General features: G+C 67.0%; 1 protein-coding gene (cut by a window edge). It reads left to right on the forward strand.

Annotated elements, in window-relative coordinates; translation table 11 throughout:
* Window positions 1–21,726: the 5' portion of an LEPR-XLL domain-containing protein gene (locus KB874_RS22315; RefSeq protein ID WP_212538785.1), read on the forward strand. The gene runs 15,573 nt beyond the window's last position; only the first 21,726 of its 37,299 coding nucleotides appear in the window; it begins with the start codon at window positions 1–3; the stop codon falls past the right edge of the window.

A 21,726-nucleotide genomic window follows, 5' to 3' on the forward strand; every position in this document is an offset into this window, starting at 1 on the left:
ATGTCTTACCCCTTTGATTTCAAGGCCTTTTCCAAGGCCGAGCGCGTTGGCGGCCTGTTGCCGCGATGGATGCGCAGACGGTTGCAGCACCTGACCCGTCGGGGTCAATACCAGCCGGACTCCTCGGTCCGGTTCGAACCGCTCGAACCCAGATTGTTGCTGTCTGCGGACCCAATCACGGTCGATCTGACCGCAATGGATCCATCCGCGCAGGACCACGACGTTCTGATCCGGATGATCGAAGAGACTGAAACGACGCAGTCCGAATCAATCACGGTACAGCGTGTCGAGATCCTGGACCGCAGCAGCGGCGCGCGGGTCACGCTGGGTGATCTTGGCAGCTTCTCCTTCCTCAACGTCATCGGTGGCAGCGGTGACGACGTGGTTGGCGTGGATGCGGGTTCGTTCGGCGGCCAGGCCATGCCCGAGATCCGCATCGACGGGCGCGACGGCGCCGACCGGGTGTTCGCACAAGGCGCCGACGATACCGAATGGAACGTGCTGGCCGACAACGCCGGCACCGCGAGCGGCGGCGTCAACCTGGCCTTCGAGAATGTCGAGACGCTGCAAGGCGCGGCCGGCAACGAGGACACCTTCGTCGTCCACAACCTGTCGCGGATCGACGGTGGCGTGATCGGCGGTGACGGCGGGTTCGACACGCTGGTGTTCGAAGGCGGCAGCGGATCTGCCATCTCGATCCCGCGCGACGCGAATTCCGGCTCGATCCTCAAGGACAATTATCACTACGTCTATTCCGGCCTCGAGCCGCTTTTCGAGAACACGCCGCTTGCGTCCTACGAATTCCAGGGGACGGGCGGGGCGGACACTGTCAGCCTGACGCAGCTCTCGCCGGGGAGGCTGCACGTCCAGGAGGATACCGCCGATTTCGAACGCACCGAGTTCGCGATTTCCGGCGCCACCAATTCCATCTTTCTCAATTTCGGACAGGAAGACACTGTCACCATTTCGGGGGCGCTGAACCTCGGCAGTTCCAACCTGGTGATTTCCGCAGGGACGATCATCGTCGATACCGGCGCCACTGTCACCGGCACCGGCAACATCACGCTGCTGGCGACCGCCAGCTATACCAACGCCGCCAGCCCCATCCTGCCGATCGCGGCCGTTGGCATCGCGCAGACGCCGACCGCGGCGATCACCGTCCTGGGTGATCTGAACACCACGGGCGCCATCCGCATCGAGGCGAAGGCCCTGGCCGACATCGACTTGACGCTGGGCGAGGGTCTGATCGCCGACACGCTGATGGAGGACGGCACGACGCTGGGCGGCTTCACCGGGATCTCGGTGGATGCCAGCGCCACGGTGAGCATCGGCGCCGACGCCGACATCATCGCCGGCTCGCTGCTGGTCGAGGCGCTGTCCGACGTTCAGGTCGATGCCACCGTCGCCGAGGTGACGGGCATCATGTTCAACCTGACCGACATCGACAACACCACGCTGGTCGACATCGCTCATGGCGCGCTGATCGACGTGGGCAGTGCTGCGGTCACGGGCGAGACCGGCGAAAGCGTGGTGATCCGCGCGCTGGATACCTCTGCCGTCGACTACACGATCGACAATGCCGTGGGCGCCCTGCTGCTGCCGATCCCGTCGCTGATGGACGCGATCCTGAGCAAGATCAGCCTGTCGCGCGACACCAGCGTGGAACTGGGCGGCGCGGCCGCCAGCCTTGACGCGACCTTCCTCGATTCCGAGGGCGCCGTGACGATCGCCGCGCTGAACGAGGGCGGTATCGCCAACCGGATTCTGCCCGCCACCTACGACACCAACCCCGAACCGGGCCTGCGCATCAAGGACGTCACCCTGACCCAGGGCGACACCGTGGTGCTGGCCGACGGCTATTCCAAGGGCGGCCTGTCGAACGGCGTATACCGGTGGCAGGGTGTCACCGGCACGATCGTCGACCTGTACAACGAGAACTACTTTGCCGGCGCGCTTGCCGGGGAATGGGCCTATCTGGGCCAGAAGGGCCTTGTCGATTTCTTCGGCATCGCGGGCACCACGCTGGACGACTCCGCCGAGGTCGATATCGACCGGGTACGGATCGGCGGCGCCTCTGTCACCGTGGACGCGGGCAATGCCGGCGCCAGCGAGACCATCGCCAAGCTGAGCTATGTCTCGCTGTCGGGCGGGGTCCTGGCCACCGTGGACAATGCCGAGCTGATCTCGGACGCGGGCGACGTGTCCGTCGCCGCATGGGACCGGTCCGTGTCGATTTCCGAGGCGCGGTCGCTGGCGTCGGATTTCGACGAGGAAGGGTCGAGCGCGCGTGACAGCGCCAGCCTGTCGTCCTTCGGCACCAGCCCGCTGGGCTTTGCCGTCGACATCACCTTTGCCGTCAACCAGTACGAGCGCGCGATCCGCGCCTCTGTCACCGGGTCCAGGCTGGACGCCACCGGCGGCGGTGTCAGCGTCACCGCGACGCAGGATTTCGAACTGGGCGCCTATCACGAGGCGTCGGTCGCCTCGGTGCAGAACGATACGGTGGGCTGGGGCGGGTTCACCCTGGGCGGCACCTATGCCTCGAACCTGATCCGGGCCAACGTGACGGCAGAGGCCGTGACCTCGGATCTCGACGCGAGCGGCAGCATCCTCATCGCGGCACAGGATACCAGCGGCATCGACGCACGCGCCGCGGCCGGCGCCAGCACGCAGGGCGGATCGACCTTTGCAGGGTCGGCCTCGATCGCGTTCAACGCCATCGGCCTGTCCAATGTCGAGCCCTTCTCGATCATCCTCGACGAATTGCTGGGCCTCGACGTGGTCGGGCTGTTCGTGGGCGATGCCGCCTGGGGCAACGTGATCGCCCGCGCCCATGCGACGGGCCTGGACGCCGATGGCGACATCACCATCCAGGCGCTGTCGGACGCGCAGATCAACGCCACCGTGTCGAGCGTCGCGGAAAGCGTCGCCTCGGCGGCCTATGGCTCGAACGGGCTGGCGGTGGGCGGCGTGCTGTCGCTGACGCGGATGAACCGCCAGGTCACGGCCGAGATCACCGGACAGACCTGGGCCGGGCAGATCACCCGCGCCGGCGGTTCCTTGCGGGTCGAGGCGAACGACCTGTCCTTCGTCAATTCAAACGTGCTGGTCGCCAACACCTCGTCCACCTCGAATGATGGCGGCGCGTCGGTGCTGGATGCGCTGGTGAACCGGCTGGCCGAGGCCGACCATGACACTGCCGACGGTGGCACCGTCACGCTGAATTTCGGCGACACGGTGCGCGTGGGCGGCGACTGGCCCAGCGACCTGGGCGAGCGCGGCACGGTCTACCGCTATCTTGGCGACGACCCGCTGACAGTGAATTTCGACGAAGGCACCGTGGTCGGCGCCGATTTCGCCGATTTCGCGGCGCAGGGCTTTGCCAATCTCGACTTCTGGAAGAACGACCTCGACGCCGACCTGATCCCCGAGGGCAACAACCTGACGCCGTCCGACAGCTCGGCGGTGGGCGCGGCCATCGTGATGAACCAGCTGACGGTCGACGTGACCGCGCGCATCCAGGGCAGCACGGTGCGCAACGCCGCGACCGCGGTGGTGGTGATCGCCAGCAGCGCCGCGACCATCCGGTCGGAACTGGACATCAGCGCCAACAGCTCGGGCGGCAGCGTGTTCGGCGAGGGTCAGTCGATCTCGGGTTCTGGCATGGTTGCCTCGAACGTGCTGAACGGCCTGGTCGAGGCGTTCATCGCCACGTCGACGGTGGTCGCCGATCCGGGCGACAGCATCGGCGACGTGACCGTCCAGGCGCTGAATGACATGGTCATCGAGGCGACGAACCGCAACGCGGTGACCTCGGGCGCGGAATCCTTCGTCTTTTCCATCGCGCTGAACACGATGGGCTGGGAGAACATCCTGGGCTTCCTGGGCAGCACGTTCCAGACGCTGCTGGGCGGGTTCAACCTGGAACAGGCCGGGGCCGAGCTTTCGGCGCGGATCGCCGACAGCCGGGTGACGTCCGATGGCCTTGTGACGGTCGAGGCGCTGGGGCGCTCTACCGTCGAGTCCTTCCTGACCAATTCGGCGACCACCGCGGCGTCCGCCTTCTTCAAGGCAGAGGCGGCCTCTTATGCCGGGGTTCTGGCGGGCAACTACCTGTCCTCGCAGGTCGAGGCCTATGTCGAGGACAGGGTCGCCGGCGGCATGACGCGGGTGACCGGAGGGACCGGCGTGACCGTCGCTGCGGCGGACGAGGCAACGCTGAATTCCACCACCGAGCTGACGATCGAGAACAGCCTCGACAACAACGCGGGCGCGGGGATCATCAACGACTTCCTCGGCAGCGTGAAGAATGACTATTCCTACACGACCAACTCGGGCACCAGGACACTGCGCTTTGGCGATCTCGTCTATGTCGCCAGCGACTATGCCGGGGGCACCGGCACGCCCGAGGGCGTGTATCAGTACATGGGCCCCTCGACCGGGACCAGCGTGAACCTGGGCGAGCAGAACTTTGACGATCTCGGCTTCTGGAAGCAGCTGAACACCGACAACGTCATTCCGTGGGAACTGTCCTACCTGGTGCTCGAATCCTCGTCGCTGGACAAGGCGAACGGCGACGACAACGCGTATTCGGTGCTGATCTCGCGCAGCGACGTCGTGGGCGGAGTCGATGCCTGGATCCGGGATGCCACGGTGACGTCCGGCGGCGACATCACGGTCAGCGCGGACGAGGTCGCGACGCTCGAGGCGCGCGACTATTCCACAACCGAATCCTGGGGTGGCGCCGGCGGCACCCTGGTGACGAACAATCTCGTCAGCAAGGCCGCGGCCTATGTCGAGGATGCAACGGTCGATGCTCGCAACGCGGGCACGGGCGGCGGCGTCTTCGTGCTGGCCAACAACGCGGCGACGGTCATCGCCGAGGCCTTCTCGCGCTCGACCATCATCGAGGGGCAGTCGCTGGGCGGTGGCGCGGACGACGACAAGACCGCGGTTCCGGTCAACTTCGTCGTGGCGTTCAACGCGCTCGGCTATGAATCGGACAACCTTCTTGTCGACCTGCTGGAAGACCTGATTTCCATCGAGCAGTTCATCGACACCGAGTTCTCCTCGTTCTCGTCGGCGCAGGCCTGGATCGAGAACGCCGATGTCGATGCCGACGCGGCGGTGCAGGTGAAGGCCGACAACGCGTCCGACCTGACGGCGGTGATCGGCAACGAGCAGATCTCGGAGCAGGAAAACACGCTGGCCCTGACCGCCGCCGTGGGCGCGCAGGGCCAGGCGGGCGGGCTGCTGTTCGGCACCAACAAGGTTTCCGGCACGGCCGAGGCGTGGATCGGCGCCAACGGCGCGACGACCACCGTCGATGCCGGCGCGGGCGTGACCGTCGAGGCGCTGGACAGCGTCCGGCTGGACAGCCTCAGCACGCTGACGGCGATCTCGTCGGCGAGCAACACTTTCACCGCGCTGACGCCGCTGGCCGAAGGGCTGGACCAGATCGACTTTACCTCGAACTCGGGCCTCCAGAACGTCAATGACGTCAGCGAACTGCCGGGGATGGCCGGCGTTCCGGGGACGGGAACCACGACGGGGTCCTTCGGCGCGATCTTTGACAGCCTGACCGGGCAGCTTTTGTCGGCGCCGGGCATGGGCAGTATCGTCTATGTCGATGACACCTATGCCTCCGACGCGGCGGCGCGCGGGCTGCGCTATGAATATGTCGGCGGGCCGCTTGCGGCGCCGATCGACCTGGGCGCGCAACTCTATTCCACCGACACGCTGAACTGGCGGCTGATCCAGGCCGCCGACTGGGCCGACCTGGCCTTTCCGGCGATCGGCAACATCCAGGACAGCAACAGCCGCGCCTTTGGCGGGCTCCTGGTGTTCAACGACCTGCGCGGCGGCGCCGATGCTCGGATCGACCATGCCAGCGTGACCGACACCGGCGGCGCGGCCAGCACCGGTATCGTCGTCAACGCCGAGGAACAGGCCGAGATGCTGGCCCGGATCGAGAACACCGTGTCCTCGTCCGGCGGCAGTTTTCAGGGCACCGGCACCTCGCTGGCGGTGGGTGGCGTCATCAGCGCCAACCGCACGCTCGCCGCGGCCGAGGCGTCCATCCTCTCCAGCACCATCACCGCCGAGACGGCGACCAATCCGGGCGTCCGCGTCACCGCAGTGAACGACGCGACGATGGACGCGACGACGCTCAACGCGCTGAACAGCGGCGACACGGCGCAGGGCGCCTCGCTGGCCTTCAACACGCTGGGCTGGAAATCGCCCTCGATCCTGTTCGACGCGATCGAGACGATGATCGGTGACACGTTTGCCTCTGACCTGCTGAATTTCGACGTGGGATCCGGCGCTCGCGCCGTGGTCGAGAACAGCCAGGTCGACACGACCGGCCGCGTTGATGTCACCGCCGACAACACCATCGCCTTCAACGCGACCGTGTCCAACGCCGCCATTTCCGAGGCGTCGGCGCTGTTCAACGCCACCGGCAAGGGGCAGGGCGCGGTCGTCTCGTCGAACCGCGTCTCGACCTATGCCGAGGCCTGGATCACCGAGACCGGCTCGCGCACCGTTAACGCCGATGCCGGCGTGCTGGTGCAGGCTGACGACCTGGCCGTGTCGAACGCCAACACGACCATCGTCACCGCCAGCTCGACCGCCAATACCGGCGGTCTCGACGTGTTGCAGGAGACGGTCAACGACGTCCTCGCCGCGCGCTTCGACACCGGCGACGGCGAGAAGGTCGTCAACCTGGGCGATCGGGTGCGCCTGGCCGACGATTACGAGGGCGGCGGCAACGCCGGCAGCGTCTATGAATATCTCGGCCCGCTGGTCACCGATGCCGACCGGATCGACCTGGGGATCGAGGATTACTCGGTCACCGACCTCTGGAAAGAGGTGCGCGAGGCGCAGGTCATTCCGCAGGGGCTGAACGTCAGCCCGTCCGACAGCAAGGCGCTGTCTCTGATGTTCGCGCTGAACGATTTCCGCAGCGGTGCGCTGGCCAAGATCGACGGTGCCGACGTGACGACGCAAGGCGCGGGCGCCGTCGAGGTGCGCGCGACCGAAAACGCGTCGCTGGACGTCACCGTGGATGGCACGACGACATCCTCGGGCGGCAACTCGTTCGCCAATACCGACAATGGCGGCACCAGCCAGGGAATCGGCGGCGTGCTGGCGACGAACAGCCTTGTCGCGTCGGTCGAGGCCTATGTCGCGGGCAGCCGGATCGACACCGGCACCGGCGGCGTGATCGTCGATGCCGACAACACCGCCACGATGATCGCCAAGACCCAGTCGATGGTCGAGACCGGGGCCGAGTCGATCAACATCGTCCTCGCCTTCAACAACCTCGGCTGGGACATGCGGTCGTTCCTGATCCAGGGGATCGAGACGATCATCGGCAATACCGAGTTCTCGGAATTCCTCGACAGCCAGGACGGCATCAGCACCAAGGCCTGGATCACCGACAGCACCATCTTCAGCGATGGTGGCGTCAGCGTGACGGCGGACAATGCCGCGACGCTGGATGCGACCATGACCAACGCGGCGACCACCGCCGCCGCGGCCCTGTTCGGCGCCGACGGGATGAGTCTGTCCGCGGGCCTTGCCTCGAACAAGGCGGCCTCCAGCGCGACGGCCTGGATCGGCCGCGAGGCCGACGACGGCTCGCTGGCGACGCATGACACGACCATCGACGCCGATGGCGCGGTCGTGGTCAGCGCCAAGGACGACAGCGGGCTCAAGAGCGTCACCAACCTGAAGTCCATGTCGACCCAGAGTAATGACGGCGGCAGCAGCATCCTTGACGATTTCATCAACGATGCGGCGAACGACATCGCCTATACCACCCTGTCCGAGAAGGACGCGACCGGCACCGTCGACCTGGTGTTCGGCGACATCGTTCTGGTGGATTCCGGCTTCTCGGATGCCGACCTGATCGGCAACCGCTATCAATACATGGGCACCGCGACGACCGGCGCGGGCACCGACCTGTCGGGCGAGGATTTCACCGACAAGGGATTCTGGAAGCTCGTAACCGACACGAACCTGATCCCCGTCGCCATCGCCAAGGCGGGACTCAAGGCCGCGGGCCTCGGCACCGGCAAGAGCCAGGCTTTTGGCGGCCTGATCTCGCTCAACGACATGCGCGCGGGGGCGGATGCCTTTGTCGCGGATGCGCGGATCGACACCACGGCGGGCGGCGTTTCGGTCACGGCCGATCTTTCGGTGACGCATGACGCGACCGACAGTTCCGACGTGTCGACCAACGGCAAGGGCGGCGAATACGGCAAGACGACCGACGACCAGGGCAACGAACAGCCCAGCAAGCTGGGTGCGGTCAACGGCATCTTGGCCACCAACTACCTGCAGGGCGGTGCAAGCGCGCGGGTCCATGACACGGTGATCGAGCAGGCCGACGGCACCGCCATCGGCGGCGATGTCACGGTCGAGGCGCAGAACACCAGCGACTTCCGGGCGATCACGACCTCGTCGATCAGCGCCGCGGCTGGCGACGCCTTCGGGTTTACCATCGCGTTCAACGCCATCGGCTATGGCTCGCCCGCGAAGAACGTGCTGCTCAACGCCTTCGAGGCGCTGATCGGCGACGACATCTTCAGCGACCTGATCGACGGGGCGCTTGGCGAGGGGCCGGAAACCTACGCGCAGGCCTACATCACCGATGCCCGCGTCAAGGCGACGGGCAATGTCGAGGTCTCGGCGATCAACGCCGTGACCGTCCATGCCACCGTCGGCGCGGACACGGTCGCGACCGCCAAGTCGACTTTCGCGATCTCGAAATCCGCCGGTGCCTCGGGCATGGCGGCGACCGGGTTGCTGGCGTCCAACCGGATGCAGAGCCAGACCGAGGCCTGGATCGGCCAGGCGGGCAATCAGACCATCGTCGAGGCCGGCAAGGCCGTGATCGTCGATGCCGAGGAGACGGCGTTCTTCCGGGTCGACAGCTCGATGATCAACGAGCAGTCCAGCACCAGCGACGTCAGCGCGCTGGCCCAGGTCGTCGACACCTTCACCGACACGGAATACCGCTACACCACGAATTCGGGCGAACAGCTGGTCAGCAGCTTCGTCTCCTTCGGCTTTGACACCAAGGAAGGCGTTGATATCAGCGACATCGCCTCGGCCTCGTTGCGCGGCACGATCGTGCGCGGCGATGACGGGCGGCTTTGGGAATACATCGGCGTCGCGGGTGCGGAAATCGTCGACCTCGGGTCGGTGGACTTCGAAGGCGTCGATGCGCTCGACTGGCTCGAGGTCACCGCGACCGACTATGCCGACATCCTGTTCCCGGGCATCGGCAACCTGACGGATTCGGATTCCAAGTCCTATGGCGGGCTGGTGCTGCTGAACAAGGCCAAGGCCGGTGTCAGCGCCCGCATCGACAGCTCCACCGTCACCGCGAAGGATGGCGAGATCTCTGTCTTCGCGAACGAAAGCGCGGCCATGCTGGCCGATGCGCTCAGCCGCGTGTCCTCGTCGGGCGGTTCGGCCTTTGGCACGGGTGACTCGCTGGCGGCCAACGGCCAGATCGTGACCAATGGCCTGATGGCCTCGGCCGAGGCCTATATCACGAACAGCACCGTCACCGCCCAGAACATCGCCGGCGGCGACGACCTGGATGGCGACGTGCGCGTGCGCGCCGTGCAGGACGCGCAGATGGACGCGACCCTGAATGCCGAGACGCTGACCGGTGCGGATGGCTTTGGCGTCACCTTTGCCTTCAACACCCTGGGCTGGGACACGCAGAACGTCCTGTTCAACGCGCTTGACGTGTTCCTGGGCGGCATGATCCAGCAGGCCTCGTCCGAGGTCGACGGGTTCGACAATTCCGAGGCCTCGACCGCGACGGCTTATATCCGCAACAGCGCCGTCACCGCGGCGGATGACGTGTCCGTCACCGCCGACAACCAGGCCCGGTTCAACGCCACGGTCGCCAACACCACCGACAGCACCGCCTCGGCGCTGTTCGATGCCAAGGGCAAGGCGCTTGGCACGATCATCAGCTCGAACAAGGTCAATAGCGGCGCCTATGCCTATATCGTCGAAACGGGCACCATCCGCACGGTTTCCTCCGGCGGCGCGGTCACGGTGCGCGCGCAGGACCTGACGCAGCACTTCTCGAACACCAAGCTGGTGGTGTCCTCGACCACCACCAATGACGGTGGCGTCGCAGTCGTCCAGGAAACGCTGAACGACCTGACGCTGGCCGATTACCCGGCCACCAACACCGCCGGCGAGAACGAATTCGTGCTGAAATTCGGCGACCGGGTGCGCCTGTCGGACGATTATGCCCAGGGTGGCGACGCGGGCGCGGTCTATGTCTATCTCGGGCCGGACCTCGATACGACGGTCGACCTGTCGACCATCGACTACGGCAATCTCGACGAATGGAAGCAGTCCTTCGAGACCAGCATCCTGCCGACGGGCCTGAACGTGACCGGGTCGGACAGCGTGGCCTTCGGCGGGCTTGTCGTCCTGAACGACCTGGCCACCGAGACCGAGGCCCGCATCGAGGGCGTCGACCTGGACGCGGGCACGGCCGGCGTGACCGTCGAGGCGATCGAAAACGCGCTGATGGACGCGACGGTGGATTCCGGCGTCTCGTCCTCGGGCGGCTCGCTCGACGGGCAGGGCAAGTCCGAAGCCTACAACATCCTGCTGGCCACCAACGTGGTCAACGCCGACAGCACCGCCGAGATCGCGGGCAGCGATGTCGAGACCAGTGGCGACGTGACGGTGAATGCGGTCAACAGCGCGCGGCTGAACGCCACGACGCTCAGCACCACCAGCACTGGCGACACCGGGGCGGGCTTTGCCATCGCGTTCAACAGCGTCGGCTGGGCGCCGACCAACGTCTTCTTCAACCTGATCGACACGATCATCGGCGATCCAATCATCCAGGAAAACGTCGACGGTGTCTGGGGCGGCCAGACCAATGTCGACACCTTCGCCAAGATTACCGATTCCGACGTGGATGCCGATGGCGCGGTCAGCGTGACGGCCAGCAACGAGGCGGTGATCCTCGCCACGATGACAAACGAGTCGACCTCGGCCGCGTCGGCGCTGGTCAATGCCTCGGGCACCGCCATCGGCGGGGTCATCACCTCGAACAAGGTGGCTTCCAACACCGAGGCCAGCATCACCCACAGCCAGGCGAACCGCAACCTGCCGGCCTCGGCCCGGGTGCTGGGCGACGACGGCGTGACGGTCGAGGCGACCGAAACCGCGACCATCGACAGCAGCGTGTCCCTCAAGGCAATCTCGACGGTGCAGAACGATGGCGGCCTGTCCATCGCGGCCGGCCTGATCGACAGCTATGCGCGGGAATACCGGTTCACCGACAGCTCTGGCGAACGGTTCGTCGTGGTCGGCGACAAGATCCGGCTGGGCAGCGCGTTCGGCGCCGACGAGGGCCGCATTTTCCGCTTCAACGGCACCAGTTTCGGTGGGCTGAACGTTGACAAGGGCGTGACGGACGCGATCGCCAACGTGCTCAACTCGGTGCCGCTGCCTCCGGGGCTTGCGGCGGACGAGGGCGTGCTGATCGATCTGTCGGCGCTGACGCTGGCCGATTTCACCGACGCCGCCAGCGACTGGACCGAGATCATCGATTTCGGCGTGTCCGACCTGCTGGACCTGGTGAACACCAACATCACCGCCTCGGATTCCACCGCCGTGGGCGGCATGGTCACGATGAACGACCTGCGCGGCGGCGTGACGGCAAAGATCTCCGGGATCAACGCGACATCGCAGGACGGCGACATCCGCATCGCCGCCCGGGAGAATGCGACGCTGATCGCGATCAACGAGTCCATCGTGGAATCCGACGGCAACAGCTATTTCGCCGAAGGGTCTTCGCTGGGCGTGAACGCGGTCATCTCGACCAACAACATGCTGTCGGGCGCGGTGGCCAGCGCCGAGAATGCCGACCTGACCACGGTCAATTCCGGTGACATTACCATCGAGGGTCTGAACCGCTCGACGCTGACGGCCTCGATCAACAACGAGACCTCGACCAACGGCACGGGCGTGGGCGTCACGCTGGCCTTCTCGGCCGTGGGCTATGACAGCCAGAACATCCTGTTCAACGCGCTCGACACGATCTTCGGCACCTCCATCGCCACGGCGAACCCGGTGGACATGATCGCCAAGGCGACCGGATCGAACCTGCGGGCGGCGGGCGACATTTCCGTGACCGCGACCAACGCCGCGACGCTGGAAAGCCAGGTGCTGACCTCGGCCGTGTCGATCAATCCGGGCGTCGTGGGCGACCGCGACGCGATCTCGATCGCCGGCAACGTGGCGCGCAACGCGCTGGCGATGAACACGCAGGCGTTGATCGAGTCCGCGACCACGGTGAACGCGGGCGGCAACCTGACCGTCTCGGCCTCGAGCAACGGGCCCGACCTGGTCGATCCCGAGCAGGGCACCATCCGGTCCTCGGTCGTGGCGCCGGCCATCGCCATCGGCGCCTCCGCCGGCGGCAAGAGCACGGCGATCTCGGTCGGCCTGAGCGTCGCCCGGAACGAGATCGAGGCGAATACCGAGGCGGCGATCAAGAACGTCACCACCGTGAACGCCGGCGGCAACCTGTCGGTTACGGCGGACAACGCGTCCAGCATCGCCACGACCTCGGCGGCCTCGGCCATCGCGGCCAGCGTCTCGACCAGCTCGACCGCGTTCGGCGTGTCGGGCGGGGGCGCGACGGCGGTCAACTCGATCTTCTCGACCGTCAAGGCGCATGTCGACAATGCCACCGTCACCGTGGGCGACGATATCGACAACGACATCGGCACGCTGACCATCCGCGCGACCGACAGTTCCGACATCGACGCGACCGTGACCGCCTCGGCGTTCAACTTCTCGGGCAGCCTTGCGGGCAACGCGACGGGCATCGCCATCGGCGTCGCCATCGCGCGCAACTTCATCGGCTGGGACGAATACGACTTCAGCGGCGATCCGTCGCCGAAGTCCGACCCGGCAGCCTCGGTCGAGGCCTACATCACCGGATCGTCGGTGACGGCGGACGAGGAGATCGACCTCAGCGCCACGACGACCAGCACGATCGACGCGCTGCTGGCCTCGGTTGCGGTTGCGGTCGCAGCGAGCGCTTCGGGCAACGCCACGGGCGTCGCGGTGGGCGGCCTGGTGGCCGAGAACAGCATCGGCCGCGACACCCGCGCCTATGTCGAGAACGGCGCCCTGCTGCGCTCGGATTACGAGGGCATCAACGTCACCGCCACGGACAGCGCGACGATCACCGCCTCGGCGGTTGCGGTTTCGGCCACGGCATCCATCGGCAGCAGCAACGCGACCAGCGTCTCGATCTCGCTGGTTCTGGTGTTCAACAACATCGAGAACCTGATCGAGGCCTATATCCGCAACGTCACGAATGTGCAGAGCGATGGCGACATCACCATATCGGCACGCAACGATTCGACCATCACCGCCATCGGCGCGGCCGTGTCGATCTCGGCGGCGGCGGGGCTGGGCGGCCGGTCCATCGCGGTCTCGGGCGGCGGCGCGCTGGTCAAGAACAGCATCGACAACGACGCGATCGCAGAGATCGACGGCGCCGACATCGAGACCGATATCCGCAACGACGGCGGCGACGGCGATGTCGAAGTCACCGCGACCTTCGCGGGCCGCATCGACGCCACCGTGGCCGCGGTGCAGGCGGCGATTGCCGCGGGGTCCAGCACCTCGGCGGCGGTGTCGGTCGGCGCGGGCATCGCGCTCAATGCCATCGAGGACGATTCCGGCCAGAACGCGATTCACGCGATCATCCGCAACACCGAGATCGACGCGGGCGACGTCACCGTCACTGCGATCTCGGACGCCCAGATCCAGGCGATCGTGGTGGCGGCCTCGGTCGCGTTGGGGATCGGCAGCACCGGCGTCGCGGTCAGCGCGGTGGGCTCTGTCGCGACGAACCGCATCCGCAACGACGTGAAGGCGATGATCGACGGCGACCGCAGCGGGTCGACGGCCGGAATCCGCGCCGCAAACGTCACTGTCGGGGTCGAGGACAGCGGCAGCATCGACAGCTACGCCTTTGGCGCGGCGGTGGCCGCGGCCTTTGGCAGCACGGCGGTCAGCGTGCCCATCGGCGTGTCCTTCGCGCTGAACGAGATCGGCAACACGGCCTATGCCGGCATTGCCAACGTGAACGACACGCTGCGCGCCACCGGCACCGTCGAGGTGACGGGCACGCAGGATGCCGAAATCCAGGCCCTGACCGCTGCGGCGGCCTTTGCCGTTGCCGTCGGTTCGACCGGCGTGGGCGTGTCGGGCGGCGGCGCCGTCGCGATCAACACCATCACCTCGGACCTGACGGCCGAGATCCTGTCCAGCGACATCGACGCGGATGGCGACGTGACGGTCAGCGCGCTGGCCAACGGCTCGATCGAGGCGGCGACCGTCGCGCTGGCGCTGTCCGTTGCCGCCGGTTCAACCGGCGTGGGCGTGGCCATCGGCGCATCGGTGGTCATCAACGATATCGGGTTCACCGGAGACCGCTCGGATTCCGACCCGGGCAACTGGACGCTCAGCCGCGATGGCGCGGGCGTGAAGGCGCTGGTGACGAACAGTGCCGTCACGACCGACGGCGTTCTGAGCGTCACAGCCGACAGCACGCAGACCATCGATGCGCTGACCGCGGCGGCCTCTGTCGCCATCGCGGCCGGATCGACCGGCGTGGGCGCGGCGGGCTCGGGCGTCTATTCGCAGAACAACATCGCGGTCGACGTGGCGGCGGTCATCAGCGGGGCAGGGGCTACGGGCACCGACGACGCCACGCTGGATGCCGACCGCATCGTGATCCGCGCGCAGGACACGTCCAGCATCGACGCGCTCAGCGCCTCGGCCTCTGTCGCGGCGGCCTTCGGGGCGACCGGCGTGGCGGTGTCGGTGGGGCTGGCCTTTGCCAACAACCGAATCGAATCCGTGATCGACGCTGGCATCGCCGACATGGACCGCGTGACCACGACGGACGTGGACGGCGTGGCCGACATCGCGATCTCGGCGATCGACGGAACCGCCATCTCGTCGCTGACCGCAGCGGCAGCGCTGGCCTTCTCTGCCGGGCAGACGGGCGTTTCCGTGTCGGGCGGCGGCGCGTTTGCCTTCAACTCGATCCAGACCGACGTGCATGCCTTCATCGATCGCTCGGATGTCGAGGCGGATGGCGCGATCTCTGTCACCGCGGATGCGACCGGCTCGATCGACGCCATCGTGTTGGCGGTCGCCGCGGCCGCGGCCTTTGGCCAGACCGGCATCGGCGTGGCCCTGGGCGCCGCCGTCGCGATCAACGACATCGGCTACCTGGGCATTCGCAACGACAGCGATCCCGAAGACTGGATCACCCAGCGCCAGAGCGCGGGCGTGCAGGCCCGGATCAGCGACAGCACGGTCGAGACCGATGGCGCGCTGAGTGTCCGGGCCACCGCGGACCAGCGCATCGACGCCATCGTGAACGCGGGCGCGGTCGCCATCGCCGCCGGCCAGGTGGGCGTTGCCGTCGCCGGGTCGGGCGTGTTCGTGAACAACAACATCGGCACCGATGTGTCCGCGGTCATCACCGGGCTGAACCGCACTGCCACGGTCGAGGCCGACACGATCGACATCGACGCCTCGAACGACTCGGCCATCCGGTCGCTGGCCGGCGCGGCCGCGGTCTCGGCCGCAGTGGGCCAGGTCGGCGTCGCCGTCTCGATCGGCGTCTCGATCAGTTACAACCTCATTTCCAGCACGGTCGAGGCCGGCATCGCGCACCTGGATTCCATCGTCACCGATGGTGGCAACGACGCGCCCGACCTGTCGATCCGGGCCAAGGACAGTGCCACGATCGACGCCATCGGCGTCGCGGCAAGCCTTGCCGCGGGCTTTGGCCAGGCGGGCGTGGCCGTGTCCGGCGCGGGCGCGGTCGTGACCAACGACATCCTTACCGGGGTCGAGGCCTTCATCCGCCAGACCACGACCGGCAGCATCGCCGGCGACGTGGTGATCGAGGCAGAGTCCACCTCGCAGATCAACGCGCTGGCCGGTGCGGCCTCGGTCGCGGTGGCGGGCGGGTTCGTTGGCGTGGGCGTCGCCATCGGCGCGGCCTTTGCCACCAACAACATCGGTTTCGCGCTGGGGATCGACCCCGAGGGCACGCTGGTCGCGCAGACCGCGCTGGTGCACGCCTATGTCGAGGACAGCAGCCTGACCATCGCGGGCAGCCTGAGCATCGACGCCGAGTCCGATCAGGGCATCCTGGCCGCCGTGGACACGGCGTCGGTCGGCGTGGCGGCGGGTGCGGTGGGCGTCGCCGCCGCCGGTTCGGGCGTCTTCGTGGTGAACAACATCGCCGTGGATGCGGCGGCCTATATCGACGGCTCTGCCAATGGCGGGCGCGGCGACATCGGCACCGCCGACAACGTCACCGCACGCTCGATCACCATCGAGGCCGACGACACGTCCAGCATCGAGGCGCAGGCCGGCGCGGTGGCGATCACCCTTGCGGTCGGCTTCTATGCCGGGGTGTCGGTTTCGCTGGCGGGCACGGTCGCGATGAACGCGATCTCGTCGACGACGCGGGCCTACATCACCGACGCGGGCAACATCACAAGCACGGCGGGCGGCATCACCGTCGACGCCTCCGCCGATGCGCAGATCGACGCTCTGGCGCTGGCGGCCTCCTTCGCGGCGGGCTTTGCGGCCTTTGGCGGCGTGGCGATTGCCGGTGCGGGCGCGGGCGCGGTCAACCTGATCAATTCCGACGCGCTGGCCTTTGTCATCGGCAGCGACCTGTCGGCGACCAATGGCGGCGTGACCGTCAGCGCCGACAACAGCTCGGGCATCAACGCGCTGATCAGCGCCGCGGCGGCCGCCATCGGTGGCGGGATCGGCGGCGTTGGCGCGGCGATCGGCATTTCCATCGCGCATAACTACGTCGGCTATGGCCTGACCTATGTCGAGAATGATGACGGCATCGACGTCGGCGATGCCTTCCTGGGCGAGGCCCTGACGGCCGCCTGGATCGAGGACAGCGACGTGATCGCCACAGGCGCGGTCACGGTCGACGCGGATTCGATCATGACGATCAACGCAGCCGTGGCCTCGATTTCGGCCGCGCTTGGCGTGGGTGGGGTCGGTTTCGGCGCTGCGGGCGCCGGATCGAACGTGGTGAACCTGATCGGCGGCAAGACCATGGCGCGGATCGACGGCAGCCGCACCATCGGCGACGAGGATGCCGACGACCGGCTGAGCGCAAGTTCGGTCACGGTCGACGCGCAGGACATCTCGACCATCAACGCAGCCGCCGGAGCGGCGGCGATCAGCGCCGCCCTGGGTGGCGCCGCGGTGACCCTGTCCATCGCGGTCTCGCTGGCCAGCAACCAGATCGAGACGGTCGTCGAGGCCATGATCGTCGACATGGACGAAGTTGCCGCCACCAGCGGCAGCGTCACCGTGAGAGCGGCCGAAAACGCCTCGATCTCGGCCATCTCGGCTGCGGCGGGCCTTGCGGCCTCGTTCAGCATCGGCGGAGGGATCTCGATTGCCGGTGCCGGTGCGGACGCCTCCAACGTGATCCTGACCGATGTCGACGCCCGCATTGCCGGCAGCACCGTGACGGCCAGCGACGACGTGATCGTGTCGGCCATTCATGCCGCAAGCATCACGTCGCGGATCATCTCGGCGGCGGCCTCGGTCGGCGTGGGCGCGGTGGGCATCGGCGCCTCGATCGGGTCGGGCACGGCGCGGAACTTCATCGGTTACAACGCGCTTGGCCAGGACCTGGCGGGCAAGGGCTCGGCCATGGCCCGGATCGGCAGCTCGCAGATCACCGCGGGCGACCTGGTGCGCGTGGCGGCCGATGTCGACAACACCATCCTGTCCGACGTGGCGACCGGCGCGGTCGCCATTGCGGGCGGCGCGTTTGCCGGCGCGGTCAGCGGCGCCTTCTCGGCCTCGGTCAACCTGGTGGGCTTCGACACCAATGCGGAAATCGTCGCAAGCAGCGGCACGCTGAGCGCCGGGCGGGTCCAGGTCGATGCGGATGACCGCAGCACGATCAACGCGCGCGTCGCGGCGGCTTCGGTCTCGGCTGCGGTCGGCCTGATCGGCGCGGCGATCTCGATCGGCGGCGCTGTCGCCACCAACGCCATCGACAACCAGGTGACGGCACGCGTCACGGGCACGGCGCTGAACGTCGCGGGCGACGTCACCATCACGGCACGCGAGAACGCGACCACCAACGCGCTGGCGGCAGCGGCCACCATCGCGGCGAACTTCTCGATCGGTCCGACCATCGCGGGCGGCGCGGCCGAGGCGACGAACACCAACACCACCGTCACCCAGGCCTTCCTTGTCGCGAACAACCGCACCGTCGAGATCGGCGGTGACCTGACGGTGAACGCGAACAGCCTTGCCACGACCTCGACGATCACCGGATCGGCCACCGTGGCGGCGGGCATCTTCTCGTTCGCGGCGAACGGCTCTGTCGCGCTCAGCACGGTCACGCCGACGGCGCGCGCCTATGCCAGCGGCACCAGCATCTTCGTCGGCGGCGATGCCGACATCGTCGCGACGGCGACGCCGCGGGTCAGCTCGATCGCCTATGGCGTCAGCGGCGGCGCGCTGGCGGTGGGTGTCTCGGCGGCAACGGCGACCAGCTCGCCAACGGTCGAGGCCTATGTCTCTGGCAGGCTGACGGTCATCGGGTCGCTCGACGTCGGGGCCAGGCTTGCGACACAGGGCAGCTTGCCCGCGGCCAGCACGCTGGCCAGCGCGTCGAGCGGATCGCTCATCGGCGTCAACGGCGCCGTCACCATCTCGCGCAGCGCGGGCCTGGTGAAATCCTATGTCCGCGCCGACTCGACGCTGGACGTGGGCAAAGCGATCAACGTCGTGGCCGAAAGCCGGACCGACCAGAACGCGGTTTCCGACAGCGCGACCATTGCCGGGCTTGCGGGCATCGGCGCGAACATCGTCGAGTCGACCTCGAACGTGACGACAGAGGCCTATATCGGCAGCGACGTCACCATCCTGAACGGCGAGGATGTGGGCGGGCTGACCGACGGGCAGGTTTATTACGTCGTCGTCAACGACGAGTCGAACCTCCTCGGCTACAGCACCGGCGGCGACACGATCACGCTGAACGCGGGTCTCGACCTGCGCACCAACGACATCATCACCTATTACAACGGCAGTACCGGGGCCGATATCGGCGGCCTGATCGACGGCACCAGCTATCGCGTGATCAAGACCGGCGCGGCCGGCTACCAGCTGTTCGCGCAGAATTCCGATGGCAGCTTCTCGGCGACGCGCGCCAACATCTCCGGTGCCGTCGGCACTGCGGGCCATTTCATCCGCGTGCAGGAACCGCGGACCGTGGGGCTGGTGGATTCGCTCCGGAAGGCGACCGACCGCGCGACCTATCCGAACCCGCCGCTGATCACGCTGACCGCGCTGGACGTGTCGGGCCTGATGCATTCGCTGACGCCCAGCTCGTCCTTCGCCAGCGGCGCCTTCCTGTTCGACCCCAGGCTGGATGTGGCCGGCAATCTCATCAACCTGTCGCGCGGCCTAGAGGTCGAGACGGATTACACCTCGGCCACCGGCACGCGCCAGATCGGTTTCGGCGAGACGGTCAAGGTGCTGCCCGGCCATACCGCCGGCGGCACGGTCGGCGAGATCTATGAATTCCGCCTCGATACGGGCGCCGACCTGGATGGCGACGGCCAGCCGGAGAACTTCCTGAACCTCGCGACCCAGGATTACAGCAATTCCGCGAACTGGCGCCGGGTGCCGACCGACCTGAACCTGCGCGACGGGCAGGCGGTGGTCTACAACCGCTCGGGCGGCGCGGACGTGACCGTGCAGGCCGTGGGCAACGACATCAACTGGGGCCGGGCGAACGCGCTGGGAGTCTCTGCGCTGTTCTCGGGCGCGGCCTCGGTGGTCGAGATCGGCGATACCTCGACGACGCGCGCCTATATCGATGATTACAGCGACGATGACACGCGCGACATCCGGGCCAACAGCCTGACGATCCGGTCGGTCCATACCTCGAACTTCGACGGCCAGACCGACTCGACCAACGTGGCGCTGGTGGGTGGTTCGGGCTCGTGGCTGACCTCGGTCATCGACGCGGATGTCGATGCCGATATCGGCGCGAATGTCTCGATCCAGACCGGCGACCTGGAAATCTACGCCGACAACAAGGCGCGAAAGAACCTCGTCGCCAGCCGCGGCGACGGCGATTACAACGTCTATGCCGCCTCGGGCGGCGTGGCCTCGGGCAGTGCCGGCGAGTCCGAGCATTTCCTCTACTATGACACCCGCGCGACCATCGGCGACGGCGCCGTGATCGACGTGGTGGGCAGCGTCTTCAATCCGGGCGACTTCTTCATCGACGTCTACAACGACTTCGAAGGCACGGACGACGTGAACCTGAATGCCGGTGGCCTGATCTCGGGCGCGGGCGCGGTCTCGCACATCAATGTGCGGCAGGCCGACAGCACCGCCAGCATCGGGCAGGGCGCGCGCATCACCACGGTGGGCGACATCGACGTGCAGACCCGCACGCGGTCCAACCTGATCGTCGAGCCGCAGGTCAACACCTATGGCGTGGCGGCAGGCGCCTCGGTGGATGGCGAGATCGAACTCGACATCGCGAACGAGACCCGCGTCGGGCGGGATGCCGTGCTGGTCGCGGCGGGCGACGTCAACCTGCTGGCGGGCCGCACCCGCGATGGCGCGTTGAACTCGCTGATCCTGACGTCGCATGGCGACGCGCTGAACGCCTCGGCGGTGCCGATCACCTCGCTGAATTCCGAGGTCTTCCTGGACATCGCGAATTCGGTCGTGGTGGAAAGCTCGAACAACGGGGCGCTGAACCCTGAAACCGCGCCGGCCGGCACGATCTTTGTCGGCATCAACGCCGGTGGCGACGTCAACCTGACGGCCGAGGCGCAGGAAACCGGCGACAAGCTGGCCTACGGCACGGGACGCAACTGGCTGACCGCGGTGGCCAGCGGCATCGACACGCTGTTCGGAGCCGACGGCGTGGCCGAGGAGATCGCCAACGGCACGCTGTTCAAGAGTATCGACACCAACGTGACGGTTGACGGATTTGTCCAGACAGGCCTGTTCCGCGAACAGACCATCACCTTCGAGAAAAATCCGAATCCGACCGGCGAATCCGATCTGATCGTGAACACGGTGAACACGGCGGGCGTCGGCTATTCCGTCACCTACGAGACGCTGGCCGCAAACCTGTTCGAGCAGGTCGACCGGCTCAAGGCCCTGATCTTCGAATACCAGGGGGATACCGAATCCGTTGCCGCCTATACTGCCGACCTCGAGCGCCTGCGGCGCGTGCTGGCCGACCTGGGCCTGTCGCGCGAAGTCACGAACGGGACCGAGACCGGAACCACCTATGTCGAACTGACCTATCCGGTCATCAACCTGGACGACGTCTTTGCCCAGACCGGCAACATCCGCATCGTCGCCGAAACCCTGAACGGCACGGGCCGGTTCTATTCGCCCGGCGACGTGACGGTCACCATCTCGAACGACACGCCCGCCTTCCTGCGGCTGGGCCGGATCGAGGTACCCGAGAATGACGGCGGCCGCGTCCTGTTCAACTTTGCCGACCTGAGCGCGGCAGACTTTGCCGGCACGATCACCACCGCGACGGCGACCGAGGCCCTGGTCGAGATCACCAACAGCTTCAACGCCGAC

Source organism: Thetidibacter halocola, from assembly GCF_018224955.1.
GTDB classification, from domain to species: domain Bacteria; phylum Pseudomonadota; class Alphaproteobacteria; order Rhodobacterales; family Rhodobacteraceae; genus Thetidibacter; species Thetidibacter halocola.